The organism is Halomonas koreensis, assembly GCF_031451675.1.
Lineage (GTDB): Bacteria > Pseudomonadota > Gammaproteobacteria > Pseudomonadales > Halomonadaceae > Halomonas > Halomonas koreensis.
This window is the reverse complement of sequence record NZ_JARWAK010000005.1, coordinates 86185-111930: the sequence shown is the minus strand read 5'-3', so window position 1 is coordinate 111930 and position 25746 is coordinate 86185. Positions and strand designations below refer to the sequence as shown.

Annotated in this window: 24 protein-coding genes and 2 tRNA genes; 22 read left to right on the top strand and 4 right to left on the bottom strand. The window is 71.2% G+C overall.

What is annotated here, in order from left to right; all coding sequences use genetic code 11:
• The first annotated feature begins 165 nt into the window (after positions 1-165).
• From QC818_RS07775 to nadA, 9 genes are all read left to right on the top strand, one after another.
• Positions 166-681 carry an AmiS/UreI family transporter gene (locus QC818_RS07775; protein WP_309652272.1) on the top strand — a complete coding sequence of 172 codons (516 nt, stop codon included), beginning with the start codon at positions 166-168 and terminating at the stop codon, positions 679-681.
• A gap of 90 nt (positions 682-771) precedes the next feature.
• Positions 772-1563, top strand: a complete 792-nt coding sequence (locus tag QC818_RS07770; protein WP_309652271.1) for an enoyl-CoA hydratase-related protein — start codon at positions 772-774, stop codon at positions 1561-1563.
• A 53-nt stretch (positions 1564-1616) separates the two neighbouring features.
• Entirely contained in the window at positions 1617-3389 is a 1773-nt protein-coding gene (locus QC818_RS07765; protein ID WP_309652270.1) for a DEAD/DEAH box helicase, read from the top strand.
• A gap of 84 nt (positions 3390-3473) precedes the next feature.
• A complete protein-coding gene (locus tag QC818_RS07760; protein WP_374710063.1) occupies positions 3474-4451 on the top strand; it encodes a segregation and condensation protein A in 978 nt (325 codons plus the stop codon).
• Complete coding sequence (gene scpB / locus QC818_RS07755) at positions 4448-5332, top strand: SMC-Scp complex subunit ScpB (RefSeq protein ID WP_309652269.1); 885 nt, start codon at positions 4448-4450, stop codon at positions 5330-5332. Before QC818_RS07760 ends, scpB begins: the two co-directional genes overlap by 4 nt.
• On the top strand, positions 5332-6183 hold the full coding sequence (gene rluB / locus QC818_RS07750) for a 23S rRNA pseudouridine(2605) synthase RluB (protein WP_309652268.1): 852 nt from the start codon (positions 5332-5334) through the stop codon (positions 6181-6183). Before scpB ends, rluB begins: the two co-directional genes overlap by 1 nt.
• Before the next feature lie 118 nt (positions 6184-6301).
• A tRNA-Lys gene (locus QC818_RS07745) sits at positions 6302-6377 on the top strand.
• Between the two features lie 41 nt (positions 6378-6418).
• Positions 6419-6494, top strand: a tRNA-Lys gene (locus QC818_RS07740).
• Positions 6495-6771: 277 nt separating this feature from the next.
• Positions 6772-7800 (top strand): quinolinate synthase NadA, encoded by a 1029-nt coding sequence (nadA, locus tag QC818_RS07735; protein ID WP_309652267.1) that lies wholly within the window; start codon positions 6772-6774, stop codon positions 7798-7800.
• 222 nt (positions 7801-8022) lie between these two features.
• On the opposite strand, the gene QC818_RS07730 is transcribed toward nadA, so the two are convergent.
• On the bottom strand, positions 8023-9528 hold the full coding sequence (locus QC818_RS07730) for a M48 family metalloprotease (protein ID WP_309652266.1): 1506 nt from the start codon (positions 9526-9528) through the stop codon (positions 8023-8025).
• Positions 9529-9670: 142 nt separating this feature from the next.
• On the opposite strand from QC818_RS07730, the gene QC818_RS07725 reads away from it, so the two are divergent.
• Positions 9671-9919, top strand: a complete 249-nt coding sequence (locus tag QC818_RS07725; RefSeq protein ID WP_309652265.1) for a sulfurtransferase TusA family protein — start codon at positions 9671-9673, stop codon at positions 9917-9919.
• Positions 9916-11028 (top strand): AI-2E family transporter, encoded by a 1113-nt coding sequence (locus QC818_RS07720; RefSeq protein WP_309652264.1) that lies wholly within the window; start codon positions 9916-9918, stop codon positions 11026-11028. Before QC818_RS07725 ends, QC818_RS07720 begins: the two co-directional genes overlap by 4 nt.
• Positions 11029-11068: 40 nt before the next feature.
• Here the strand turns inward: QC818_RS07720 and QC818_RS07715 are convergent, their stop codons facing one another.
• A complete protein-coding gene (locus QC818_RS07715) occupies positions 11069-11545 on the bottom strand; it encodes a peroxiredoxin (protein WP_309652263.1) in 477 nt (158 codons plus the stop codon).
• A 193-nt stretch (positions 11546-11738) separates the two neighbouring features.
• Here QC818_RS07715 and dapA point away from each other — a divergent pair, with 193 nt between their 5' ends.
• From dapA to purC, 4 genes are all read left to right on the top strand, one after another.
• Complete coding sequence (dapA, locus tag QC818_RS07710) at positions 11739-12623, top strand: 4-hydroxy-tetrahydrodipicolinate synthase (protein ID WP_309652262.1); 885 nt, start codon at positions 11739-11741, stop codon at positions 12621-12623.
• Between the two features lie 99 nt (positions 12624-12722).
• Positions 12723-13682, top strand: a complete 960-nt coding sequence (locus QC818_RS07705) for a lipoprotein-34 (RefSeq protein WP_309652261.1) — start codon at positions 12723-12725, stop codon at positions 13680-13682.
• The gene (locus QC818_RS07700) at positions 13682-14482 is read left to right on the top strand and encodes an MBL fold metallo-hydrolase (protein WP_309652260.1); all 801 of its coding nucleotides are present in this window, start codon (positions 13682-13684) and stop codon (positions 14480-14482) included. Before QC818_RS07705 ends, QC818_RS07700 begins: the two co-directional genes overlap by 1 nt.
• A 41-nt stretch (positions 14483-14523) precedes the next feature.
• The gene (gene purC / locus QC818_RS07695) at positions 14524-15237 is read left to right on the top strand and encodes a phosphoribosylaminoimidazolesuccinocarboxamide synthase (protein WP_309652259.1); all 714 of its coding nucleotides are present in this window, start codon (positions 14524-14526) and stop codon (positions 15235-15237) included.
• A gap of 47 nt (positions 15238-15284) precedes the next feature.
• Here purC and tsaA read toward each other — a convergent pair whose 3' ends face one another.
• On the bottom strand, positions 15285-16013 hold the full coding sequence (gene tsaA / locus QC818_RS07690; RefSeq protein ID WP_309652258.1) for a tRNA (N6-threonylcarbamoyladenosine(37)-N6)-methyltransferase TrmO: 729 nt from the start codon (positions 16011-16013) through the stop codon (positions 15285-15287).
• A 91-nt stretch (positions 16014-16104) separates the two neighbouring features.
• Here tsaA and QC818_RS07685 point away from each other — a divergent pair, with 91 nt between their 5' ends.
• Positions 16105-16635 (top strand): GNAT family N-acetyltransferase, encoded by a 531-nt coding sequence (locus QC818_RS07685; RefSeq protein WP_309652257.1) that lies wholly within the window; start codon positions 16105-16107, stop codon positions 16633-16635.
• A gap of 11 nt (positions 16636-16646) precedes the next feature.
• Here the strand turns inward: QC818_RS07685 and nadC are convergent, their stop codons facing one another.
• Complete coding sequence (gene nadC, locus QC818_RS07680) at positions 16647-17495, bottom strand: carboxylating nicotinate-nucleotide diphosphorylase (protein ID WP_309652256.1); 849 nt, start codon at positions 17493-17495, stop codon at positions 16647-16649.
• Between the two features lie 77 nt (positions 17496-17572).
• On the opposite strand from nadC, the gene ampD reads away from it, so the two are divergent.
• The 6 genes from ampD to QC818_RS07650 all read left to right on the top strand — a co-directional run bounded on the left by ampD (position 17573) and on the right by QC818_RS07650 (position 25739).
• Positions 17573-18142 carry a 1,6-anhydro-N-acetylmuramyl-L-alanine amidase AmpD gene (gene ampD, locus QC818_RS07675; protein ID WP_309652255.1) on the top strand — a complete coding sequence of 190 codons (570 nt, stop codon included), beginning with the start codon at positions 17573-17575 and terminating at the stop codon, positions 18140-18142.
• Positions 18143-18483: 341 nt separating this feature from the next.
• Positions 18484-21153, top strand: coding sequence for a pyruvate dehydrogenase (acetyl-transferring), homodimeric type (aceE, locus tag QC818_RS07670; RefSeq protein ID WP_309652254.1), 2670 nt, complete (start codon positions 18484-18486; stop codon positions 21151-21153).
• A gap of 71 nt (positions 21154-21224) precedes the next feature.
• Positions 21225-23225: a dihydrolipoyllysine-residue acetyltransferase gene (gene aceF / locus QC818_RS07665; protein ID WP_309652253.1), complete on the top strand. Its 2001-nt coding sequence runs from the start codon at positions 21225-21227 to the stop codon at positions 23223-23225.
• 229 nt (positions 23226-23454) lie between these two features.
• Positions 23455-24111 carry an adenylate kinase gene (adk, locus tag QC818_RS07660; protein WP_309652252.1) on the top strand — a complete coding sequence of 219 codons (657 nt, stop codon included), beginning with the start codon at positions 23455-23457 and terminating at the stop codon, positions 24109-24111.
• A gap of 165 nt (positions 24112-24276) precedes the next feature.
• On the top strand, positions 24277-24981 hold the full coding sequence (gene tsaB / locus QC818_RS07655; RefSeq protein WP_309652251.1) for a tRNA (adenosine(37)-N6)-threonylcarbamoyltransferase complex dimerization subunit type 1 TsaB: 705 nt from the start codon (positions 24277-24279) through the stop codon (positions 24979-24981).
• Entirely contained in the window at positions 24978-25739 is a 762-nt protein-coding gene (locus QC818_RS07650) for a class I SAM-dependent methyltransferase (RefSeq protein ID WP_309652250.1), read from the top strand. Before tsaB ends, QC818_RS07650 begins: the two co-directional genes overlap by 4 nt.
• Positions 25740-25746 lie beyond the last annotated feature (7 nt).

The following is a 25746-nucleotide window of genomic DNA, read 5'->3' as shown; positions in this document are numbered from 1 at the left end:
CATGGCTGTGCCGGTGCGGGTCAAGTCGCGGCCCGGACGCTGGCGTCACGCTTGTCATGGAAAATCTTTCCACAATCCGTTGCGCTCCTCGTCCGAGGCGGCTATACAGGACGCCTCGGGCGACCGGCATGGGGGCGGACGCCCGCATGACGGAGAACGACGACCATGCATGAAGGGCTGAGCCTGCTGTACGTGGGCGCGGTGCTGGTGCTCAACGGCCTGTGGATGCTGGGCCGCATCGAGGACCGCGAGATCCAGGTGATCAATTACTTCGCCGGCGGGGTGAGCCTCGCCGTGGCCGCCTATGCGGCCTTCGGGCCCGGGGCCGATGCCGGCAGCGTGCGCACGGCGGCCATGACCCTGCTGTTCGCCTTCACCTACCTGTGGGTGGCGATCAATCGGCGCAACGGCAGCTCCGGCCACGGCCTGGGCTATTTCTGCCTGTTCGTGGCGCTCACCGCCCTGCCCACCGGGCTGCTGCAGCTCGCCGCGGCCCAGGGCCTGTGGGGCTGGTGGTCCGGCCTCAACTGGCTGGCCTGGTCGGCGCTGTGGTTCGGCTTCTACCTGATGCTCTGCCATCGGCCCCGCCTGCAGCCGCTGATGGCGCGGACCTCCCTGGCCCAGGGGCTGGTGACCGCCTGGGTGCCGGGCTACCTGCTGCTGCAGGGCCTGCTGGCCTGAGCGGCACCGCGCCGCGACGAAACGGTTGTTTGAAATTCCGCCCGGCCCGGGCCACACTCGAGGCCCCATGCGCCGAGCAGGAGAGCCACCATGACGCACCGCTTTGCCGACCGGGTCACGGCGACCGTCGAGGCCGGCGTGGCCGAGATCGGCCTGTCGCGGCCCGATCGCCACAACGGCCTGGACTGGGCGATGATCGACGGCCTGCTCGAGGCCCAGCGCTGGCTGACCGGCCTGAGCGGGCTGCGCGCCGTGGTGCTCAGGGGCGAGGGCCCGAGCTTCTGCGCCGGCCTCGACATGGCCGCGATCCTGGCCGCCCCGGAGCGCCTGCCGGGGCTGCTCGAGGCCGGGGAGGACGGCCGCAATCCCGTGCAGCGCCTGGCGCTCGGCTGGCGTGACGCCGGCGCGCCGGTGATCGCCGCGCTGCAGGGTCATGTCTACGGCGGGGGACTGCAGATCGCGCTGGGCGCCGACCTGCGCCTGGTCCACCCCGAGGCGAGCCTCGCCCTGCTGGAGCTCGACTGGGGCATCATCCCGGACATGGGCATCAGCGTCAGCGGCGCCGGCCTGCGCCCGGACACGCTGCGCGAGCTGGCCTGGAGCGGTCGCCGGGTGGGCGGCGAGGAGGCCGTGGCCCTGGGGCTGGCGACCCGGCTGGCCGAGCGCCCCGAGGCGGCGGCCGCCGAGCTGGCCGCGACCATCGCCGCCCGCTCGCCCCGGGCGGTGGCTGCCTTCGACACCCTGCTGCGCCGGGCTTCGGGGCTCGACGAGCACGAGCGGCTGGCCCTGGAGGCGCGGCTGCAGGGCCAGCTGCTGGGCGGCGAGGAGCAGCGCGAGGCCGTGGCGGCGCGCCTGGCCGGCCGGGCGCCGCGCTTCCCCTGACGCCGGGCGCGCCGGCCGGTAAGATGGCGCCCCCAGCGTCTCGAGGTCCCGCCATGTCCAGCGCCCCGCCCAGCCTACGTCCCTACCAGCAGCAGGCGGTGACCCGGGTGGTCGAGCACTTCCGGGCCGGCGACGAGCCCGCCGTGGTGGTGCTGCCCACCGGCAGCGGCAAGTCGCTGGTGATCGCCGAGCTGGCGCGCCTGGCGCGGGGCCGGGTGCTGGTGCTGGCCCACGTGCGCGAGCTGGTCGAGCAGAACCACGCCAAGTACCGGGCCTACGGGCTCGAGGCGGACATCTTCAGCGCCGGCCTGGGCCGCAAGGAGGCCGGGCGGCAGGTGGTGTTCGGCTCGGTGCAGTCGGTGGTCCGCAACCTGGACGCCTTCGACGACGGCGCCTTCACCCTGCTGGTGATCGACGAGTGCCACCGGGTCTCGCTGGACGAGGATTCGAGCTACCGACGGGTGATCGCCCACCTGCGCGCGCGCAATCCGCGGCTCAAGGTGCTGGGCCTGACCGCCACCCCCTACCGGCTGGGCCAGGGCTTCCTCTATCACCGCCACTATCACGGCATGGTGCGCGGCGACGACGACTGCTTCTTCCGCGACTGCGTCTTCGAGCAGCCGCTGCGGCTGATGGTCAAGCAGGGCTATCTCGCCGCGCCGCGGCTGGTCGACGCCGCCGTGGAACGCTACGACTTCTCGGCGCTCGAGCCGGGCAGCGGCGGGCTCTTCCAGGAGGCGGAGCTGAATCGGGTCACCGCCGGCCACCGCGCGACCCCGGCGATCATCGAGGAGGTGATCGGCCACGCCGCCGAGCGCGCCGGGGTGATGCTGTTCGCCGCCAGCGTGGCCCATGCCGAGGAGATCCTCGGCTACCTGCCGGCGGGCGAGGCGGCGCTGATCACCGGGGGCACCCCCGCCGCCGAGCGCGAGGCGATCATCGCCGCCTTCAAGGCGCGCAGCGTGAAGTACCTGGTCAACGTGGCGGTGCTGACCACCGGCTTCGACGCGCCCCACGTGGACCTGATCGCGATCCTGCGGCCCACCGAGTCGGTCGGGCTCTACCAGCAGATCGTCGGCCGCGGCCTGCGCCTGGCCCCGGGCAAGACCGACTGCCTGATCCTCGACTACGCCGGCAACCCCTGGGACCTCTACGCCCCCGAGGTGGGCAGCCCTCGCCCCGCGTCGGACACCGAGCCGGTGCAGGTCGAGTGCCCGCAGTGCGGCCACGCCAACCTGTTCTGGGGGCGGCGCGACGGCGAGCTGGTCGTCGAGCACTTCGGCCGGCGCTGCCAGGGGCTGGTGGAGAGCGGGGAGGACGAGGGGAAGGGCGTCCAGTGCAGCTTCCGCTTTCGCTTCAAGGTCTGCGACCGGTGCGGCGCCGAGAACGACACCGCCGCGCGGCGCTGTCACGGCTGCCAGGCGCTGCTGGTCGATGCCGACGACAAGCTGCGCGAGGCGCTCAAGCTGCGCGACGCCCGGGTGCTGCGGGTCTCCGGCATGCAGCTCGAGGCCACCGTCAACGGCCGCGGCCTGCCGCGGCTCAAGGTCGTCTACCATGACGAGGACGGCGCCACCCTGGCCGAATGGTTCGCCCTGGAGACCCGGGCCCAGCGCGGCGCCTTCGCCGCCGCCTTCCTGCGCGAGCACCTGCGCGCGCCGGGCAGCCGCTGGTCGCCGACCACGCCCGAGGAGGTGATCCGCGAGCAGCGCCGGCTGCGAGCCCCGGACTTCGTCATCGGCCGCCGGGTCGGCCGCCACTGGCAGGTGAAGCGCAAGCTGTTCGACTACACGGGTCGCTACCGGCGCGCCGCCGAGGCCGGCTAAGCCGCGGCTTACCCTGAACCGCGCCGCTTGGTAGACTGTGCGGTCGATCATTCGCCGACCCATCACCCCGGAGGCCTGGCCCGCGTGAGCGAGACGCCCTCGTCCCCCCCTGCGCCCGATGCCGCCGCCCCGGACTCCCCCGGGGCGGACGACGTCGAGCGCCGGGCGGCCGAGCAGACCGCCGAGGCGCTGGGCCGGCTGTTCGACGAGCCGATCACCGAGTTGCCGGAGGATCTGTACATCCCGCCGGAGGCGCTCAGGGTCTTCCTCGAGGCCTTCGAGGGGCCGCTGGACCTGCTGCTCTACCTGATCCGGCGCCAGAACCTGGACATCCTGGCCATCGACGTGGCCGCCATCACCCGCCAGTACATCGAGTACGTGGAGCTGATGAAGGCCATGCAGATCGAGCTGGCCGGCGAGTACCTGCTGATGGCGGCGATGCTCGCCGAGATCAAGTCGCGGACCCTGCTGCCCAAGCCGCCCCGGGAGGGCGACGACGACGAGGAAGAGGACCCGCGGGCCGAGCTGATCCGCCGCCTCCAGGAGTACGAGCGGCTCAAGAACGCCGCCGAGGCCCTGGCCGAGCTGCCGCGGCTGGGGCGCGACTGGTTTCCCGCCCGGGCCGCCCTGCCGCCCCTGGAGAGCCGGGTGGTGCACCCGGACGTGGACCTCGACGAGCTGCTCGGGGCGCTGGCCGGCATCCTGCGCCGCGCCGAGCTCAACCAGTCGCACCAGATCAGCCGCGAGGTGCTGTCCACCCGGGAGCGCATGCTGGCGATCATGGACAAGCTGCACCATCGGCACTACACCCCCTTCGAGGCGCTGTTCAGCCTCGAGGAGGGGCGCGCCGGGGTGGTGGTGACCTTCATGGCGATCCTGGAACTGGCCAAGGAGGCGATGATCGAGATCGTGCAGAATGCCCCGCTGTCGCCGATCCATGTGCGGGCGCGCAGCGCCCCGCAGGCGGGCGACGAGGCGGAGGCCTTCGACGAGGACGACGCCGAGGGGGAGAGCCCCTTCGCCACCGCGGACGACGACGAGGAAGGGAGCGCGCCGGCATGACCGCCATGGAATTCCCCGATGCCCTGGACGAGATCCTCGAGGCGGCCCTGCTGGCCGCCGGGGAGCCGCTGTCCGTGGATCGCCTCGAGGCGCTGTTCGACGACCACGAGCGCCCGCCGCGGCGGGCGCTGCGCGAGGCCCTGGGGCGCGTCGAGGTGCGCCACGAGCGCGGCGCCATGGAGCTGCTGGAGACCGCCTCGGGCTACCAGTTGCGCATCCGGCCGCGGCTGTCGCCCTGGGTGTCGCGGCTGTGGGACGAGCGCCCGCAGCGCTATTCCCGGGCGCTGCTGGAGACCCTGGCGCTGATCGCCTATCGTCAACCGGTGACCCGCGGCGACATCGAGGAGGTGCGCGGAGTCTCGGTGAGCGGCTCGATCATGCGCACCCTGACCGAGCGGGGCTGGGTGCGGGTGGTGGGGCATCGGGACGTGCCGGGCCGGCCGGCGGTCTACGCCACGACCCGCGCCTTCCTCGACGATTTCGGCCTGAAGACCCTGGACGAGCTGCCGCCGATGCACGAGCTCAAGGGCTTCGGCGAGCCCGAAGAGCTCGATGAGGACACCCCGCCGCCGCCCCAGCACGAGCTGCTGGCCCAGGCGGATGCCCCGCTCGACGGGGACGAGGAGGCGGCCGACGGCACCGCCTCCGACGACACGGCCGCGCCCACCGAGGGCGAGGCGGCCGCCGCGGCACCGGAGCCGGCGGCGGCCAGCGAGACGACGGCCGGGACGGCCGACGACGACCACGCCGGGACGGCGTCCGAGCGGACGGGCCTGAGCTTCGCCGATCTCGAGGCTCGCCTGTCCGAACGCGCCCGGAGCCGCGTCGAGGATGACGCTGCCCCGGGGGCGGAACCCACTACCAGCGAGACAGACGACTGATGAGCACCACCACCGAGAAACTGCAGAAGGTCCTGGCCCGGGCGGGCCTGGGGTCGCGCCGCGAGATGGAGGCCGCCATCGCCGACGGCCGGGTCAAGGTCAACGGCCAGGTGGCGACCCTGGGCGATCGCGTCGAGACCCGCGACCGGGTCGCCTTCGACGACCGCGCGGTGACCCTGCGCGCCGCCGAGGAGGTGCCGCGCCGGGTGATCATGTACAACAAGCCCGAGGGCGAGCTGTGCACCCGCAAGGATCCCGAGGGGCGGCGCACCGTCTTCGACCGCCTGCCGCGGCTGAAGGGCGAGCGCTGGATCGCCATCGGCCGCCTCGACATCAACACCAGCGGCCTGCTGCTGTTCACCACCGACGGCGAGCTGGCCAACCGCCTGATGCACCCTTCCACCCAGATCGAGCGCGAGTACGCCGTGCGGGTCATGGGCGAGGTCCAGCCCGACCAGGTCAAGGCGATGGTCGAGGGCGTGATGCTCGACGACGGCCCGGCGCGCTTCACCGACGTCCAGGAGTTCGGCGGCGAGGGCATCAACACCTGGTTCCACGTGGTGATCATGGAAGGGCGCAACCGCGAGGTGCGCCGGCTGTGGGAGTCCCAGGGCCTGACCGTCAGCCGCCTCAAGCGGGTGCGCTATGGCAACATCTTCCTCGACAAGCGCGCCCGCGCCAGCGAGTGGGTGGAGCTCAGCCAGGAGGAGGTCGACGACCTGGCCGAGATGGCCGGGCTGGCGTCGCGCAAGGTGCCCGAGCTGACCCCCGACGAGAAGAACCGCTGGAGCCGCGACAAGCACAAGCGCCGCCCGGTGCAGGCGATGCGCAAGCCCAAGCCGCGCCGCTGAGGGGGCCGGCGCGGCGGCGGCGGCGAGCGTCGCCGCGCCGGCAGGGGAATACGCCGAAAGGCAAAAAAATCGCTTGCCAGGCCGGGGGCATATCCGTATTATCTGCACCCGTTCGGACGGGTCGTTAGCTCAGTTGGTAGAGCAGTTGGCTTTTAACCAATTGGTCGTAGGTTCGAATCCTACACGACCCACCATCCGAGCCTGGATCCATGGCGACTGAGCCGCCATGCATCACGGGTCGTTAGCTCAGTTGGTAGAGCAGTTGGCTTTTAACCAATTGGTCGTAGGTTCGAATCCTACACGACCCACCAGATTCGACGCCCCTGCCTCCCCGAGGCAGGGGCGTTTTTCGTGCACGGCCGGATGCGATCCGACCGGTCGCGGGCCTTGCAAGGCGATCATGACGGCGTCATGATCAAGACATGTCACTTTCCGGACGCCGGCCGCGCCGGCCCCGGAAGGCAGCGGGTCGACCACGGCGGAAGACGCGACGGTTGACCCTCGGCGTGTCGCGCCGTGCGGAGCGCACGGATGTCGGCACCTGTTGAAACGCAGGGGGAGCCCCTGCCGGTCACAGTGGTAGACACGATGACGATCATGACTTCCCGTGCCGAGCTGCGCGACCAGCTGGCACGTTCCTATTGCCCCACGCGCATTCCCGCCGAGGACGAGGCCCGCATCGAGGAGATCAAGCGTCTGCTCGAGGCTCACAACGCCGTCCTGGTGGCCCACTACTACACCGACGACGCCATACAGCAGCTCGCCGAGGAGACCGGCGGCTGCGTGGCGGATTCCCTTGAGATGGCGCGCTTCGGCGCCCGTCACCCGGCCGACACCCTGGTGGTGGCCGGGGTGCGCTTCATGGGCGAGACGGCCAAGATCCTCTCCCCGGAGAAGCGCGTGCTGATGCCCACCCTGGAGGCGACCTGCTCGCTGGACGTGGGCTGCCCGGCCGACGAGTTCAGCGCCTTCTGCGACGCCCATCCCGATCGCACCGTGGTGGTCTATGCCAACACCTCGGCGGCGGTCAAGGCCCGGGCCGACTGGGTGGTGACCTCGTCGATCGCGGTGGACGTGATCGAGCACCTCCAGGCTCGCGGCGAGAAGATCCTCTGGGCGCCGGACAAGCACCTCGGCGGCTTCATCCAGAAGCAGACCGGCGCCGACATGCTGCTGTGGGACGGCGCCTGCATCGTCCACGAGGAGTTCAAGGCCAAGGGCGTCGAGGACCTCAAGGGCCTGTACCCCGAGGCCGCGGTGCTGGTACACCCCGAATCGCCGGAATCGGTGGTCGAGCTGGCCGACGTGGCGGGCTCCACCTCTCAGCTGATCAAGGCCGCCAAGGAGCTGCCCCACGAGAAGCTGATCGTGGCCACCGATCGCGGCATCTTCTTCAAGATGCAGCAGGCGGTGCCCGAGAAGACCCTGTTCGAGGCGCCCACCGCCGGCAACGGCGCCACCTGCAGGAGCTGCGCCCACTGCCCGTGGATGGCGATGAACGCCCTGGACAACCTGGCCGGCGCGCTGCGCGAGGGCACGGGCGAGATCCACGTCGACGAGGCGCTGCGCCAGGCCGCCCTCAAGCCGCTCACGCGGATGCTGGATTTCAATTCCTGAGCTACGAGCTACGAGCTACGAGCTACGAGCTACGAGCAAGAGCTTCGAGCAAGAGCTTCGAGCAAGAGCTTCGAGCAAGAGCTTCGAGCAAGAGCTTCGAGCAAGAGCTTCGAGCAAGAGCCCGTGACGCATGTCACGGGCTCTTGCTTTCCTATCATGGCAGCCCGCAGCCCGCAGCCCGCAGCCCGCAGCCCGCAGCCCGCAGCCCGCAGCCCGCAGCCGTCAGCGAAATTTCTCCATCGTCTCCCGGTACTCGAGGAAGGCCTCGCGCCGCTGGGCGATGCGTCCGGCGGCGTTGGCGTCGTCCTGCGCCTCGGCCACCTCCTCGGCGACCTCGAGCTGGCGGATGGCGCGGTCGATGCGACCGGTCAACTGGAGGTGCTCGGCGCGGGCCAGGTGCCCCCAGGCCTCGCGACCGCTGCGTCCGGCGGCCTCGGCCAGCAGGGTGAACACCTGGGGATCCTCCGGACGCTGCGCGGCCAGCTCGCGCAGCACCCCGTAGGCCGCGTCGGGATCGCGCTGCAGCAGGGCCTCGCCGAGCCACAGCCGGGTCGGCACCTGCCCGGGCATCAGCCGCAGCAGCCGGCGGGCCCGGGCGATGGCCTCGTCCACCCGACCGGCCTCCAGGGCGACCTCGACCGCCGAGGCGGGCAGCAGGGCCAGGTCCGGCAGGCGATCGGCCAGGCCGTCCAGGGCGGACAGCGCGGCCTCGGTGCGGCCGCCCCGGGCGTCGATCAGCGCCTGGAGGTAGCGGCGGGCCTCCTCCGAGGCCTCGCCGCGCGCCAGGCGGGTCATCGCCTGGCGCGGTGCCTGGTCGTGGATGGCCAGCAGCGCCCGGGCCCGCACCAGCTGGTATTCGATGTCGGTGTCGCGGGGCGAGTCGACCCGCAGCTGAGCGGCCCGAGCCTGGGCATCGCTGATCCGCGACTCGGTCACCGGGTGGGTCAGCAGGAATTCCGGCGGATTGCCGCCCTGTAGGGCCACCATGCGCTGCATGGTGCGGAACATCTCGACCATGGCCTCGGGGTCATAGCCGGCGTCGGCGAGGGTCTGCAGGCCCAGCCGGTCGGCCTCGCGCTCGAAGCGCCGCGAATAGGCCAGCCGATCCTGCAGCAGGGCGGCCTGGGAGCCCATGGCGGCGGCGATGCCGGCGTCGCCGCCGCCGCCGGCGGCGATCAGCATGCCGGCGAGCATGGCGGCCATGGCCGGCAGGCGCGTCTGCTCGGCGCGTTCCAGGCCGCGGGCATAGTGGCGCTGGGCCAGGTGGCCGAGCTCGTGGGCGACCACCGAGGCCAGCGGCGCCTCGCCCTCGGCGAAGGCGAACAGGCCGGCGTTGACGCCCATCACCCCGCCGGGCACGGCGAAGGCGTTGAGGCGGTCGCTGGCCACCAGGGTCAGCACCGGCTCGAGCCCGCCGAGGGGCGTGTGGGGCAGCAGCCGCGCCACCAGCGATTCCAGGTAGTCCTGGGCGATGGGGTCCTGCCACAGCGGAGCCTGGGCGCGGAACTGGCGCAGCCAGGCACGCCCCAGGCGGACCTCCTCGCCGCTCACCGCCTGGGTGCCGCCGCTGATCAGGGACGGCAGCCCCGCCGACGGCTGGCGGTCGGAGGTCAAGGCGGTCGTCGCCCTGTCCGGCAGGTCGAGCGCCAGGTCCTGGCCGAGGGCGGGAGCGGCGGTCGCCAGGCTCAGGGCGAGGGCGGGGAGACAGGGCAGGAGTCGACGCAGCATGGCCTTCCTCGTCGGGGCGAAGCGGGAACCGAACCCTTCCGACATTGATTCGTCCCGGAAAGTGCCTTTAAATCCATGGCATTCGTGTCGGTCGCGGCGGCGACCGCGACCGACAAGCCCAGGCATTCTCCCGGGAGACAACATGGCCGTGCAACCCGACGACGTCCTCGACGCACGGGGGCTTCCCTGTCCGCTGCCCCTGCTCAAGGCCAAGCAGGCGCTGTCCCGGCTGGCTCCGGGCCAGCTGCTGGAGGTGATGGCCACCGATGCCGGCTCCTGGCGGGACTTCGAGACCTTCGTCGCCCAGAGCCCCCATGAGATGCCGGCGCGCGAGACGCGCGGCGAGGTCTATCACTACTGGATCCGCAAGGGCGGGGAGACGGGATCATGACCCTGCGCGCCGTCCTGCGCAGCTGGGTCGACCATTACCTCTCCGACGAGGAGGCGGTGATCCTGCTGGTCGTCCTGGTGCTCGGCTTCGCGGTGGTGATCTGGCTGGGCAAGATGCTGGCGCCCTTCCTCACCGCCCTGGTCATCGCCTTCCTGCTCCAGGGCGGGGTGAACGCCCTGACCCGCCGGCGCGTGCCGCACTTCCTGGCGGTGATGCTGGTCTACCTGGCCTTCCTCGGCGTGCTGCTGGCCATGGCGCTGATCCTGCTGCCGCTGATCTGGACCCAGCTGGTCAACCTGGTCCAGGAGACGCCGCGCATGTTCGCCAGCGGCCAGCAGCTGCTCGACGACCTCCAGGCCCGCTATCCCCAGCTGGTGACCCCCGACCAGATCCAGAACTGGATCGCCATGGCCGGCCGCGAGGTGACCCAGATCGGCCAGCGGGCGCTGTCGCTGTCGCTGGCCTCGCTGGGCAACATCGTGGGGCTGATCGTCTACCTGGTGCTGGTGCCGATCCTGGTGTTCTTCATGCTCAAGGACCGCGACCGGCTGGTGGGCTTCGCGGTCTCGCTGCTGCCGCGCCAGCGCGGCCTGATGACCCGGGTCTGGCAGGAGATGGACGCCCAGATCGCCAACTACGTGCGCGGCAAGGCGACCGAGATCGTGATCGTCGGCACCGTGGCCTTCTTCACCTTCGCCTTCTTCGGGCTGCCCTATTCGGCGCTGCTGGCGGTGCTGGTGGGGCTGTCGGTGCTGGTGCCCTACATCGGCGCCGCCGTGGCCACGGTGCCGGTGGCGGCCGTCGCCGGCTTCCACTTCGGCCTCGGCGACCAGTTCCTCTACGTGCTGATCGCCTACGGGGTGATCCAGGCCCTGGACGGCAACGTCCTGGTGCCGGTGCTGTTCTCCGAGGCGGTGAACCTGCACCCGGTGTCGATCATCCTGGCGGTGCTGTTCTTCGGCGGCGTCTGGGGCTTCTGGGGCATCTTCTTCGCCATTCCCCTGGCCACGCTGCTCAAGGCGCTGGTCTATGCCTGGCCCCGGGGCATCCAGCAGCGTCGCCGGGAGGAGGCCGCCCACCAGGATCGCGAGGCGGCCGAGGAGGCCTGAGGCCGCCGCCGGGGCCGGATCGCGGCGGCGGCCCCGGCGGTCACTGGCCGGCGTGCAGCGCCTGGGCGGCCTCCAGGACCTCGTCCACGTGGCCCTTGACCTTCACCTTGCGCCATTCCCGGGCCAGCTTGCCCTCGGCGTCGATCAGGAAGGTGCTGCGCTCGATCCCCAGGTGTTCCTTGCCGTAGAGCTTCTTGAGCTTGATGACGTCGAACAGCCGGCACACCGCCTCGTCCTTGTCGGAGAGCAGCGTGAAGTTGAAGCCCTGCTTGGCCTTGAAGTTCTCCTGGGCGCGGATGCCGTCCCGGGACACGCCGACGATCACGGTGTTGGCGGCGTCGAAGTCCGCCTTGCGGTCGCGGAAGTCGCCGCCCTCGGTGGTGCAGCCGGGCGTGCTGGCCTTGGGGTAGAAGTAGATCACCACCTGGCGGCCGCGCAGCTCGGAGAGCGTGAGGGTGGTGTCGCCGGTGGCGGTGGCGGTGAAATCGGGCACGGGCTGGCCGAGGCTGACGCTCATGGGGAGTCCTCCGGTCGGGGTGAAAGGCCCGATTACACGCAACCCGCGCGTCGCTGTAAAGTCGCCGCTGTACAGGCTCTCGAGGCCTGAGTACCATTTGTCCCCTGGCATCGAGCCCGCAGGCGAGGGCGGGTGTTTCCATGGCGGCCCGGGCCCGCGGTCGCCCGGCAGGCAGCGAGAGGACAAGAAGAGGATGATCACGGGTAGCATCGTCGCGCTGGCGACACCGATGAAGGTCAACGGCGACATCGACTGGGAGGCCCTGCGGGCCCTGGTCAACTTCCACCTGGACAACGGCACCGATGCCATCGTCGCGGCCGGGACCACCGGCGAGCCGACGACCATGTCGTTCGCCGAGCACTTCGACGTGATCCGCACCGTGGTCGAGGAGGTCGGCGGCCGGATCCCGGTGATCGCCGGCACCGGCGCCAACGCCACCTCCGAGGCGGTGGAGCTGGCCCGCTACGCCAGCGAGGTGGGGGCCGACTACTGCCTGTCGGTGTGCCCCTACTACAACAAGCCGACCCAGGAAGGCCTCTACCAGCACTTCAAGGCCGTGGCCGAGGGCAGCAACCTGCCGGTGATCCTCTACAACGTGCCGGGGCGCACCTGCTCGGACCTCTACAACGAGACCGTGCTGCGCCTGGCCGAGGTGGACAACATCGTCGGCCTCAAGGACGCCACCGGCAACCTGGAGCGCGCCGAGGACCTGATCTCCCGGCTCGAGGGCAGCGACTTCATGCTCTACTCCGGCGACGACGGCACCGCCTGCGACTTCATGCTGATGGGCGGCCACGGCGACATCTCGGTGACCGCCAACGTCGCGCCCCGGGCCATGCACGACCTGTGCGCCGCCGCGGTGGCCGGCGACAGCGAGAAGGCCCACCAGATCAACACCCGCCTGATGCCCCTGCATACCAACCTGGGCATCGAGGCCAACCCGATCCCGGTCAAGTGGGCCCTGAACCGCATGGGCCTCGCCGAGGCCGGCATCCGGCTGCCGCTGACCTGGCTCTCGGAGAAGTACCACTCCACCGTCAGCGAGGCGCTGCAGCTGGCCGGTGTGACCGACGACTGAGGCGTCATCCCGTGCCCCGGGCGCCTCGCGCCGCCCGGGGCAAGACGCCCGAGGCGCCGCCCGGCGGCGCGACCTGGACAACTGGAGCAAGGTGGACGCATGACCTCTGCGCTGAAATGGATGCCGCTGGTGGCGGCGTTGGCCCTGGCCGGCTGTGCCCGCGACGGCTACTACGATGACCGTGCCGTCGACTATGCCGAGGCCGAGCCGAGCGCCCCCCTGGTGCTGCCCGACAGCCGCGACGACCGACGCTACCGGGATGCCATGCCGGTGCCCCGGGCGGAAGGGCGCTTCGTCGCCCAGGGCGAGGACTTCCGGGCGCCGCCGCCCCGCGCCCTGGGGGCCGGCAGCGGCGTGGCCCCGGGGGAGGTCGCGCGTCGCGAGGCCGGCGACCGGCGCTGGCTGGTGGTCGGGGCCGAGCCCAGCGCCGCCTGGTCCGAGCTCGAGCGCTTCGCCGCCGAGCGCGGACTGCGAGTCACCAGCCGGAATGCCGCCGAGGGCGTGCTGGTCACCGACCAGGCTCGCCTCAGCGTCCGCCCCGGCCTGCAGCGCGGATCCAGCGAGCTGCGCTGCGAGCAGGGCGGCGCCCCGGTGGAAGGCTGCCTGCGCGCCCTGGAGCGGCGCTTCGAGGCCCGCGGCGCCACCGCCAGCGCCTCCTCACTGGCGGTGCAGCGGCCCGAGGACCGCGCCCGGCCGCGGCTCGCCCGGGAGGGCGGCGAGTGGCACCTAGTGCTGCCCTTCGACCGCGAGCGGACCTGGGCGGAGCTCAGCTACCAGCTCGAGAGCGACTTCGCCGTGGCGGGGCGTCGCGAGCTGCTGGCCCGGGACGCCGAGGCCGGGGTCTTCCTGGTGGACTACCTGACCCTCGGCGACCGCAGCGAGGGCCTGCTGGGCACCCTGACCAGCCTGGGCGGCGAGGCCCCGCGGCGGATCCGCCTGGTGCTGGAGCCCCAGGGCCCCGAGCGCAGCGTGCTGCGGGCCCGGCCGGCCGACGATGCCGAGCTCTCCGCCGACGACCGCCGCGAGCTCCTGGAGCGGGTGGCGGGCCTGCTGGGCTGATGACGGCGCCCGCCACGCGGCCGTCGGCCGAGGGGCGCCTGCGCTTCGCCTCCCTGGGCAGCGGCAGCAAGGGCAACGCCACCCTGGTCAGCGACGGCGAGACCCACCTGCTGGTCGACTGCGGCTTCGGCCTCAAGGAGACCGAGCGGCGCCTGGCGCGCTTCGGGCTGCACCCCCGCCAGCTCGACGCGGTGCTGGTCACCCACGAGCACGGCGACCACATCCGCGGCGTGGGCCCGCTGGCCCGGCGCCACAAGGTGCCGGTCCATCTCACGCCGGGCACCTGGCTGTCGGGCAAGCTGGGCGAAGTGCCGCACCGCCACTGGATCACCCCCCAGTCGCCCTTCAGCGTCAAGGGCGTCGAGATCGACCCGGTCACCGTGCCCCACGACGCCCGGGAGCCGGTGCAGTTCCGGCTGGCCGCCGCGGGGCGTCGCCTCGGCCTGCTCACCGACCTGGGGCATCCCAGCGCGCACGTCGTCGAGGCCTTCCGGGGCTGCGACGCCCTGGTCCTGGAGTGCAACCACGACGTCCATCTGCTCGAGACCGGCCCCTATCCGCCGAGCCTCAAGCGCCGCGTCGGCGGCCGCTGGGGGCACCTGGCCAACGCCCAGGCCGCCTGGCTACTGCAGCGCCTGGGGCTGGATCGCCTGCAGCGCATCGTCTGCTCACACCTCTCCGAGCACAACAACCGCCCCGAGCTGGCCCTGGAGGCCCTGTCGCCCCTGCTCGACGGCGATGATTCCCGCCTGACGGTGGCAGCCCAGGATCAGGGGCTGGACTGGCAGGCGATCACCTGAGATTCCAGAATTCCATCTGACTGTTGCCTGTGGAGGCTCCCATGGAAAAGCGCCAAGAACTCTACGCCGGCAAGGCCAAGTCGGTCTTCGCCACCGACGACCCGGATCGCCTGATCCTGCACTTCCGCGACGACACCAGCGCCTTCGACGGCGAGCGCATGGAGTCTCTGGCGCGCAAGGGCATGGTCAACAACCGCTTCAATGCCTTCATCATGGGCAAGCTCGCCGAGGCCGGGATTCCCACCCACTTCGAGGGCCTGCGCTCCGACACCGAGTGCGTGGTCAAGAACCTGGACATGCTCCCGGTGGAGTGCGTGGTGCGCAACATCGCCGCCGGCGGCCTGGTCAAGCGGCTCGGCGTGGAGGAGGGCAGCGAGCTGGCCCCGCCCACCTTCGAGCTGTTCCTCAAGAACGATGCCCTCCACGATCCGATGATCAACGAGTCCCTGGCCGAGACCTTCGGCTGGGCGACCCCGGAGCAGCTGGCCGAGATGAAGGCCCTGACCTTCCAGGTCAACGAGGTCCTCAAGCAACTGTTCGCCGACGGCGGCATGCTGCTGGTGGACTACAAGCTCGAGTTCGGCGTCTTCCAGGGCCGGATCGTGCTGGGCGACGAGTTCTCCCCGGACGGCTGCCGCCTGTGGGACGCCGAGACCCGCGAGAAGCTCGACAAGGATCGCTTCCGCCAGGGCCTGGGCGGCGTGATCGAGGCCTACGAGGAGGTGGGCAAGCGGATCGGCGTCGACTTCAGCTGAAGACGACGGCCATGCCGAACGAAGGGCCCTGCGGGGCCCTTCGTCGTTCATGCCCCCTGGACCGCCACGATCTCGACGACCTCCAGGGCCGTGGCGCCGTCGTCGGCCGACACGGCGCGGAAACGCACGTCCAGGTCGCGCAGGCGGACGCCGTAGACCCGCTCCTCGGCGCCGCGGCGATAGCCGGGACGCGGGTCCTGGGCCAGCACCTGGTGGATCAGGGGGCGCAGGCTGGCGGCGTCGGGGCGGGCGGCCAGCGCCGCCTCGGCCATCGGCGCCAGGCGCACCGGCAGGGCCTCCGGCGGCGCCGGGGCGAAGCCGGCCCGGGCCTCGGGGCGGGCCTCCGCCCAGGGCAGGTAGGGCTTGATGTCCAGCACCGGGGTGCCGTCGACCAGGTCGGCGCCGCGCAGGTGCAGGCGCACGCCGCCCTCGGTGTCGATGCCCGTGAGCTCCACCAGCGACAGGCCTAGCCGGTTGGGGCGGTGGGTGCTGCGGCTGGCGAAGACCCCGACCTTGGCGTTGCCGCCGAGGCGCGGCGGGCGCACCAGCGGGGTCCAGCGCGCCGGGCTCAGGTGGAAGACGAAGGTCAGCCACAGGTGGCTGAAGGCGTCCAGGCCGCGCACCGCCAGCGGGTCGTCGTAGGGCGGGGTCAGCACCAGGGTCGCCCGGGCGGCGTCGGCCAGGCCCGGCTGACGGGGAATGCCGAACTTGTCGGGATAGTCGCTCTCGAGGCGGCCGATGGCCGAGAGCGGGAAGGCATCGGGAGTGTCGCTCATCGTGGGTTCCTGCTGGCGGCGCGACGGGGCATTGGCGGGGCGCCATCGCTTCGGTAGTCTCTTGGCGTCTTCACTGTCTCGGGAAGCCCGCATGGGTCACATCGACATCGATCACGCGACCGCCGACACCCCGCCCCGCATCCTCTATCGCGAGGCCAAGGCCTCGGACGGCGCCGACCAGGCCGAGGTCTTCCATCACGCCGTGATGCAGGGCGCCGCCGGCCACTACGACCTGGCCGCTCGGGAGGCGTGGGCGGCGGTGCTGCCCCGGGAGGGCAGCGCCTGGGTGGCGCGCCAGGCCCTCTACACCACCCTGGTGGCGACCTGCCACGGCCGCTGCGTGGCCTTCCTGGAGCTCGACCCCCGCCGCGGCTGCGTGGAGTCGCTCTACGTCTGGCCGTCGCTGGCCCGGCGCGGCATCGGCGGCGACCTGCTGGGCCACGCCGAACGCCTGGTGCGCGAGGCGGGCGGCGATCGCCTGAGCATTGACGCCAGCCTGGTGATGGCCGACGGCCTGGAGCGGCGCGGCTGGCGCCGGGTCCGTGAGGAATGGGTCGAGCGCGGCGGCCAGCGGCTGGCGCGCCGCCACCTGGAGAAGCCGCTGGCGCCGCAGCAGGCCTGAGGCCTCAGGCCTCAGGCCTGCTCGACGATGCGCATCGACAGGTCGATGGCCTTGACGTCCTTGGTCAGGGCGCCGCTGGAGATGCGATCGACCCCGGTCTCGGCGATGGCCCGCAGGGTGGTCTCGTCGACGTTGCCGGAGGCCTCCAGGGTGGCGCGGCCGTCGGTGCGGCGCACCGCCTCGCGCATGTCGGCAAGCGAGAAGTTGTCGAGCATGATCACGTCGGCGCCGGCGCCCAGCGCCAGGTCGAGTTCCTCGAAGGTCTCCACCTCCACCTCCACCGGCAGGTCCCGGGCGATCCGCCGGGCCTCCTCGACCGCGGCGGCGATCCCGCCGCAGGCGGCGATGTGGTTCTCCTTGATCAGGAAGGCATCATAGAGGCCGATGCGGTGGTTGTGCCCGCCGCCGCAGGTCACCGCGTACTTCTGGGCCAGGCGCAGGCCGGGCAGGGTCTTGCGGGTGTCCAGGATCTGTACCCCGGTGCCGTCGAGCAGGTCCACGTAGTGGCGGGTGCGGGTGGCGGTCGCGGACAGCGTCTGCAGCAGGTTCAGCGCCGCCCGCTCGCCGGTGAGCAGGCCGCGTGCCGGGCCCTCCAGCTCGAGCAGGACGGCGCCGGCGGCCAGGCGATCGCCGTCGGCGGCCTGCCAGTGGAGCACCACCCGCGGGTCCAGGCGCCGGAACAGCTCGTCGACCCAGGCCACGCCGCACAGCACGATGTCCTCCCGGGTGATCACCCGGGCCCGGGCCCACTGTTTCTCCGGAATCAGCTCGGCGGTGATGTCGCCGGGGCCGACGTCCTCGGCCAGCAGCCGGGCGGCGCTGTCGCGAATCTCTTCGGCGAGGGCATCCTGATAGTGCATGGTGGCGTGATCTCTGTGATGGGAGGCTTGGGGCGTTCATTATAGGGGAAACGCCACGCCAGACGTCAGGGGGAGACATGTCGATACACCAGGGCTGGCTCGCGGGCGCACGTCGCGTCCCGTCGCCCAACCGCAACGCCCGGCCGGCCGGCGAGGTCTCGCTGCTGGTGCTGCACTCCATCAGCCTGCCGCCCGGCCGCTTCGGCGGCGACGCCATCGAGCGGCTGTTCACCAACCGCCTGGACCCCGCCGCGCATCCCTTCTTCGCCGCGATCGCCGGGCTCGAGGTCTCGGCGCACCTGCTGATCCGCCGCGACGGCGAGTGCGTGCAGTTCGTGCCCTTCCACGAGCGGGCCTGGCACGCCGGGCGCTCGCGCTGGCGGGACGGCGATGCCGAGCGCGTCGGGCTCAACGACTTCGCGGTGGGCATCGAGCTGGAGGGCGACGAGGTCTCGCCCTACACCGCCGCCCAGTACCGGGCCCTGGTGGCGGCCACCCGGGCGCTGCTGGCGGGCTATCCGGCGCTGACCCCCGAGCGCATCACCGGCCACGCCCATGTCGCGCCGCTACGCAAGACCGATCCCGGGCCGGCTTTCGACTGGGCCTATTTCCGGCAGTGCCTGGCCGGTGCCGGCATTTCCGCGTAAAAAAACATTCCATGGCGCCTCGGGAGGTGTCGCGTGTCGCGAAGGGGCGCGAGCGGTGGGCGAGTCGGCGGCATCCGGTCGCGAATGCCCGCGAAACGCCGCCAGGCGCGACATGCGGAGGCGTTTTCCGGTTTTGAAAATGGTTTCCAGATCTGCTTCAATTGGCAGCCAGCAGCGTTTGCGGTATCGTCGGCGCACCCGCCGACGACGGTCGCGCCGACTTGTAAAACGACTACAACCTGGAATCCCGGCATGGGGGCGATCCCCCCATGACCGCCAATCAAGCGCCACACCCCCTTGCTTCGGGGCTGTTGCCCCCAACGTCATTCGGAGAGACGTCTATGAGTCTTGAGACAAGAGAAGATCTCGATCCGGTCGAAACCACGGAATGGCTGGATTCTCTGGAATCGGTTCTGGATCGCGAGGGCGAGGAACGCGCCCGGTACCTGATGACCCGCCTGGCCGACCGCGTGCGCCGCGACGGCATGCAGGTACCGTTCTCGGTGACGACGCCGCATCGCAACACCATCCCGGTGCACCGCGAGGCGCCGATGCCGGGCGATCTCTTCATGGAACGCCGCATCCGCTCGGTGATCCGCTACAACGCCATCGCCCAGGTGATCCGCAACAACCGCGCGAATCCCGGGCTGGGCGGGCACATCGCCAGCTTCATGTCCTCGGCGACTCTCTATGACGTGGGCTTCAACCACTTCTTCCGCGCCCCCAACGGCGACTTCGAGGGCGACCTGGTCTACATCCAGGGCCACGTGGCGCCGGGCATCTACGCCCGCGCCTACCTGGAAGGCCGCCTCACCGAGGAGCAGATGGACAAGTACCGCCAGGAGGTGGACGGCGACGGCCTGTCGTCCTACCCGCACCCCTGGCTGATGCCGGACTTCTGGCAGTTCCCCACCGTCTCCATGGGCCTCGGCCCGATCCAGGCCATCTACCAGGCCCACGTCATGAAGTACGTGGACTCCCGCCAGCTCAAGGAGATGCACGACCGCAAGGTGTGGTGCTTCATGGGCGACGGCGAGTGCGACGAGCCGGAATCCCTGGGCGCCATCCACCTGGCCAGCCGCGAGAAGCTGGACAACCTGATCTTCGTCATCAACTGCAACCTGCAGCGCCTGGACGGCCCGGTGCGCGGCAACTCGCGGATCATGGACGAGCTCGAGGGCGTGTTCCGCGGCGCCGGCTGGAACGTCCAGAAGGTGGTCTGGGGCCGCCTGTGGGATCCGCTGTTCGAGAAGGACACCAAGGGCGTCCTGCAGAAGCGCATGGACGAGGCGGTCGACGGCGACTACCAGAACTACAAGGCCAACGGCGGCGCCTACACCCGGGAGCACTTCTTCGGCAAGTACCCGGAGACCGCCGAGCTGGTCAAGGACATGTCCGACGAGGACATCTGGAAGCTCAACCGCGGCGGCCACGACCCGTTCAAGGTCTACGCGGCCTATCACGAGGCGGTGAACAACGCCAACGGCCGGCCCACCGTGATCCTGGCGCATACCGTCAAGGGCTACGGCATGGGCGGCGGCGACGGCGAGGCCGCCAACGAGGCCCACCAGGTCAAGTCCATGGAATACGAGGCGCTGAGGAAGTTCCGCGACCGCTTCGGCATTCCGCTGTCCGACGAGCAGCTCAAGGACGTGCCCTACTACAAGCCGGACGACGACAGCCCGGAGATGAAGTACATGCATCTCCAGCGCGAGCGCCTGGGCGGCTACCTGCCCCAGCGTCGCAGCGACTTCGAGGCCCTGCCGATCCCGGCCCTGGAGGACAAGACCTTCGCCTCCCAGACCGGCGGCTCCAAGGGCCGCGAGGTCTCCACCACCATGGCCTTCGTGCGCATCCTCAACGGCCTGGTCAAGGACAAGCAGATCGGCAAGCGGGTGGTGCCGATCATCCCCGACGAGGCGCGCACCTTCGGCATGGAGGGCATGTTCCGCCAGCTCGGCATCTACACCTCCGAGGGCCAGAAGTACGAGCCGGTGGACAAGGGCCAGATCATGTACTACCGGGAGGATCAGCAGGGCCAGATCCTCGAGGAGGGCATCACCGAGGCCGGCGCCATGTCCGCCTGGATCGCCGCCGCGACCTCCTACTCGAACCACAACACCACGCTGCTGCCGTTCTACGTCTACTACTCGATGTTCGGCTTCCAGCGCATCGGTGACCTGGCCTGGGCCGCCGGCGACATGCAGGCGCGCGGCTTCCTGGTCGGCGGCACCGCCGGGCGCACCACCCTGAACGGCGAGGGGCTTCAGCACCAGGACGGCCACAGCCACCTGCAGGCGTCGATGATCCCCAACTGCCGCAGCTACGATCCGACCTACGCCCACGAGGTCGCGGTCATCGTCCAGGACGGCCTGAAGCGGATGTTCGCCGACAAGGAGAACTGCTTCTACTACCTGACGGTGATGAACGAGAACTACGAGCAGCCGGCCCTCGAGGAAGTGCCCGCCGAGGACATCATCAAGGGCATGTACCTGCTGCGCGAGACCCAGGGCGACAAGCGCGTGCAGCTGATGGGCTCCGGCACCATCCTGCGCGAGGTCGAGGCGGCCGCCGAGATGCTCGCCGAGGAGTGGGGCGTGGGCGCCGACATCTGGAGCGTCACCAGCTTCAACGAGCTGCGCCGCGAGGCCCTGGAGATCGATCGCCAGGCCTTCCTCAAGCCGGCCGACGAGCCGGGCAAGCCGCACCTCACGGCCTGCCTGGAGGGCCGCCAGGGTCCGGCCATCGCCGCCACCGACTACATGAAGCTGTTCGCCGACCAGGTGCGCGCCTGGATGCCGACCGACTACCATGTGCTCGGGACCGACGGCTACGGCCGCTCCGACACCCGCGAGAAGCTGCGCCACTTCTTCGAGGTCAACCGCTACTTCGTCACCGTGGCCGCGCTCAAGGCGCTGGCCGACCGCGGCGAGATCGATCGCAAGGTCGTCGGCGAGGCCATCGAGAAGTACGGCATCGACCCCAACAAGCCGAGCCCGCTCGAGGTGTGAGGCGTCGACCGACCCGGTGGCATGGCGGGCCCGAGGGCCCGCCCCCGTCAAGAGTTTGAAGGAGCGCGACCTTGAGTAGCGAAATCATCAAAGTGCCCGACATCGGTGGCGACACCGACGTGGAAATCATCGAGATCGCGGTGTCGGAAGGCGACGTCATCGAGCCCGAGGACACCCTGATCACCCTGGAATCCGACAAGGCCTCCATGGACGTGCCGGCGCCCAAGGGCGGCAAGGTCCTCAAGGTGCTGGTCAAGGAGGGCGACACCGTCTCCGAGGGCGACGACATCGTCGAGCTCGAGGCCGAGGGCGGCGGCGACGCCGAGCCCGAGGCGGCCGACGAGGCCCCGGCGGACGCCCCCGCCGAGCCCCAGGCCGCCCCCGAGCCCGCGCCGGCCGCCAAGCCGGCCGCCAAGCCGGCCGCCGGCGGCAGCCAGACCGTGGAGATCAAGGTGCCCGACCTGGGCGGCTCCAGCGATGTCGAGATCATCGAGGTGGCCGTGGGCGAGGGCGACGAGGTGGCCGAAGAGGACACCCTGATCACCCTGGAGTCCGACAAGGCCTCCATGGACGTGCCGAGCCCGCACGCCGGCAAGATCGCCAGCCTGACCGTCAAGGAGGGCGACACCGTCTCCGAGGGCGACGTCATCGGCAGCATGCAGATCGCCGGCGGCGGCGACCAGGCGCCGGCCGAGGCCGCGCCCGCCGAGCAGCCGGCTCCGGCCGCCGAGCCCGAGCCGAGCGCCGCCCCGGCGGCGTCCGGCGAGCCCCAGCGCCGCGAGGTGCGGGTGCCGGACCTGGGCGGTTCCAGCGACGTGCCGATCATCGAGGTGGCGGTCGCCGAGGGCGACGAGCTCGACGAGGAGGACACCCTCGTCACCCTGGAGTCCGACAAGGCCTCCATGGACGTGCCGAGCCCCTACAAGGGCAAGCTGGTCGAGCTGGCCGTCAAGGAAGGCGATACCCTCTCCGAGGGCGACCTGATCGGCTATATCGAGACCGCGGGCGCCGCCCCGGCGCCCCAGGCCGCGCCGCAGCAGGACGCGCCCAAGGCAAAGGCCCCGGCCGAGCAGCCCGCGGCCCCGGCCGCCGCCCCCGCGGGGCGTCCCAGCCCCGAGGCGCAGATGGCCGCCCACAAGCCGCGGGACGGCAAGCTCGTCCACGCCGGCCCGGCGGTACGCATGCTGGCTCGCGAGCTCGGCGTCGACCTCGGCCTGGTCAAGCCCAGCGGGCCCAAGGACCGGGTGCTCAAGGAGGACGTCCACGCTTACGTCAAGCAGGTGATGGCCGGCCAGGCCAAGGCGCCGGCCGCCGCGCCCGCCGCCGAGGGCGGCATGGGCATCCCGCCGATCCCCGATCAGGACTTCAGCCAGTTCGGCGAGGTGGAAGAGAAGCCCATGGGCCGCCTGATGAAGATGGGCGCCACCAACCTGCATCGCAGCTGGCTCAACGTGCCCCACGTCACCCAGTTCGACGAGGCGGACATCACCGAGCTGGAGGCCTTCCGCAAGTCGATGAAGGCCGAGGCCGAGGCCCAGGGCGCCAAGCTCACGCCGCTGCCCTTCCTGATCAAGGCCTGCGCCTTCGCGCTGCGCAAGTTCCCGCAGTTCAACGTCAGCCTGAAGAGCGACGGCGAGACCCTGGTGCAGAAGAAGTACGTGCACATCGGCATCGCCGTGGACACCCCGGACGGCCTGATGGTGCCGGTGATCCGCGACGCCGACCAGAAGTCGCTGATCGATCTGGCCAAGGAGAGCGTCGAGCTGGCCGGCAAGGCGCAGTCGAAGAAGCTCAAGCGCGAGGAGATGACCGGCGGCTGCTTCACCATCTCCAGCCTGGGCTCCATCGGCGGCACTGCGTTCACGCCGATCGTCAACGCCCCGGAGGTCGCCATCCTCGGCGTCTCCAAGGCCTCGATGAAGCCGGTGTGGGACGGCGCGGCCTTCCAGCCGCGGCTGACCATGCCGCTGTCGCTGTCCTACGACCACCGGGCGGTCAACGGCGCCGACGCGGCCCGCTTCACCGCCTTCCTCGGCCAGGTGCTGACGGACATCCGTCGCCTGCTGCTCTGAGCGGAGCAGGCCGAGCCACGACCGACGGCGCCGCGAGGCGCCGTCGGCGTTTCCCGCCCCGGGAAGACCAAAGTGCTAGGCCTTCCAACTGCTTGACCCCAAGGCAATTTCGGCGCGCCGCCCCGGCCTGCGTCGCCGCGCCGCTTGTGTGGTGGCGGTGGCCCCGGTATCGTTCGCTACTCTCGATTCCTCGTCTCTGTGATCCATCCCATTTCAAGGAGCAAGTTCGATGCGTTTGATCCTCTTGGGGGCGCCGGGCGCCGGCAAGGGCACCCAGGCCCAGTTCATCTGCGAGCGCTACGGCATCCCGCAGATCTCCACCGGTGACATGCTGCGGGCCGCGGTCAAGGAAGGCAGCGAACTGGGGCTCAAGGTCAAGGAGATCATGACCACCGGCGGCCTGGTGTCCGACGACATCATCATCGCCCTGGTCAAGGAGCGCATCGCCCAGCCCGACTGCGCCAACGGCTTCCTGTTCGACGGCTTCCCGCGCACCATCCCCCAGGCCGATGCCATGAAGGAGGCCGGCGTGAAGCTCGATCATGTCCTCGAGATCGCCGTGCCCGACGAGGAGATCGTCAACCGCCTGGCCGGCCGCCGCGTGCACCCGGCCTCCGGCCGCGTCTATCACGTCGATCACAACCCGCCGAAGGAAGAGGGCAAGGACGACGTCACCGGCGAGCCGCTGATCCAGCGCGACGACGACAGCGAGGCCACGGTGCGCAACCGCCTGTCGGTCTACCATGACCAGACCGCGCCGCTGGTCGACTACTACCAGCGCTGGGCCCAGGAGGAGCCCGAGGCGGCGCCGGCCTACCACAAGGTGGACGGCGTGGGCAGCGTCGACGACATCACCAATCAGGTGATCGCCGCCCTCGAGGGCTGAGAAAAGGCGGGTTTCCTCTGCGCTCGCTTCTGCGCTCCGGAGGCGGCCCCACCCGCCTTCGCTCGCGATGGAATCCCGCGCTTTTCTTCATCCCGGTAACGGCCCGCATCCTGCGGGCCGTTGGCGTATAATGCCCCGACACTTGCTGCCACCCTGTAGAGTCCCATGCCGATCCTGCTGGCCCTGGATGCCTCCTCGAGCGCCTGCTCCGCCGCGGTGCTGTGCCGCCGCGAGGGCGCCGACGACGTTCTCGTTTCCCGCTTCGAACTCACTCCCCGCGCCCACACCCGCCGGCTGATGCCGATGGTCGACGAGGTGCTCGCCGAGGCCGGCGTGGCCCCGGCCGAGCTCGACGCGCTGGCCTATGGCCGCGGCCCGGGCTCCTTCACCGGGCTGCGCATCGCCGCCGGCGCCGCCCAGGGCCTGGCCTTCGGCCTGGACCGGCCGCTGCTCGGCGTCTCGACCCTGCAGGCGCTGGCGCTGGGCGCCCATCGCCGGCACCATTACCGCCACCTGATCACCGCCCTGGACGCGCGCATGGGCGAGATCTATGCCGCCGCCTGGCAGTGCGATCGCGGCCGGGTCGAGACGCTGACCGAGGAGGCGGTCCTGCCCCCCGAGCGGCTGCGCCTGCCGCCCGGGCACGCCGAGCACGACTGGGTCGGCGTGGGCTCCGGCTGGACGCTGTGGGAGGCCATGTCGGCCGAGGTCCAGGCCGGCATGGGCCTGTGCCTGACCGAGCCGGAGCCGGCCGCCGAGGACATGGCGCTGCTGGCCGCCGACGCCCTCGCCGCCGGCGAGGGGCGGCCCGCCGCCGAGGTCCAGCCGGTCTACCTGCGCGACCGGGTCGCCTGGCAGAAGGGCCGATGAGCGCGGTCGCCGTCGCCGACGACCCGGCCCTGGCGCGACGCTGGGGGCTGCCCGAGCGCGACGCCCCGGGCGCGGCCGAGGCGCCGCTGATCCTAGGCCACGAGGCCGGTCGGCTGGTCCTGGCCGGCGATCCGAAGGCCTACGGCAAGCCCCTGGCGGTGGACTTCGTCGAGGGCAAGGCCGCCCACCGGCGGCGCTTCGGCGGCGGCCGGGGCCAACTGATCGCCAGGGCTTGCGGGCTCGGCAAGGGCGTGACGCCCTCGGTGGTGGACGCCACGGCGGGACTCGGCCGCGATGCCTTCGTGCTGGCGACCCTGGGGGCCGAGGTGCTGATGGTCGAGCGGGTGGCGGCCATCGCCGCCTTGCTGGAAGACGGCCTGGCTCGCGCTCGGGCCGCCGCCGACACCGCGCCGATCGCCGCGCGCCTGCGCCTGGCGCACGGCGACGCCGGCACCGAGCTCGCCGCCCTGGTGGCCGAGGCCGGGGTGGCGCCCCAGGTCGTGCACCTGGATCCCATGTTCCCCCATCGCGAGAAGTCGGCGCTGGTCAAGAAGGAGATGCGACTGTTCCGCACCCTGGCCGGCGACGACGCCGATGCCCCGCGGCTGCTGGAGGCGGCCCTGGACGTGGCGACCCATCGGGTGGTGGTCAAGCGGCCGCGCAAGGCACCGCCCATCGACGGCCCGGCGCCGCGGCATGTCCTGGAGGGCAAGACCAGCCGCTACGACCTCTATGTGCACCGCGCGCTGACCCCCTGAGTCGGCA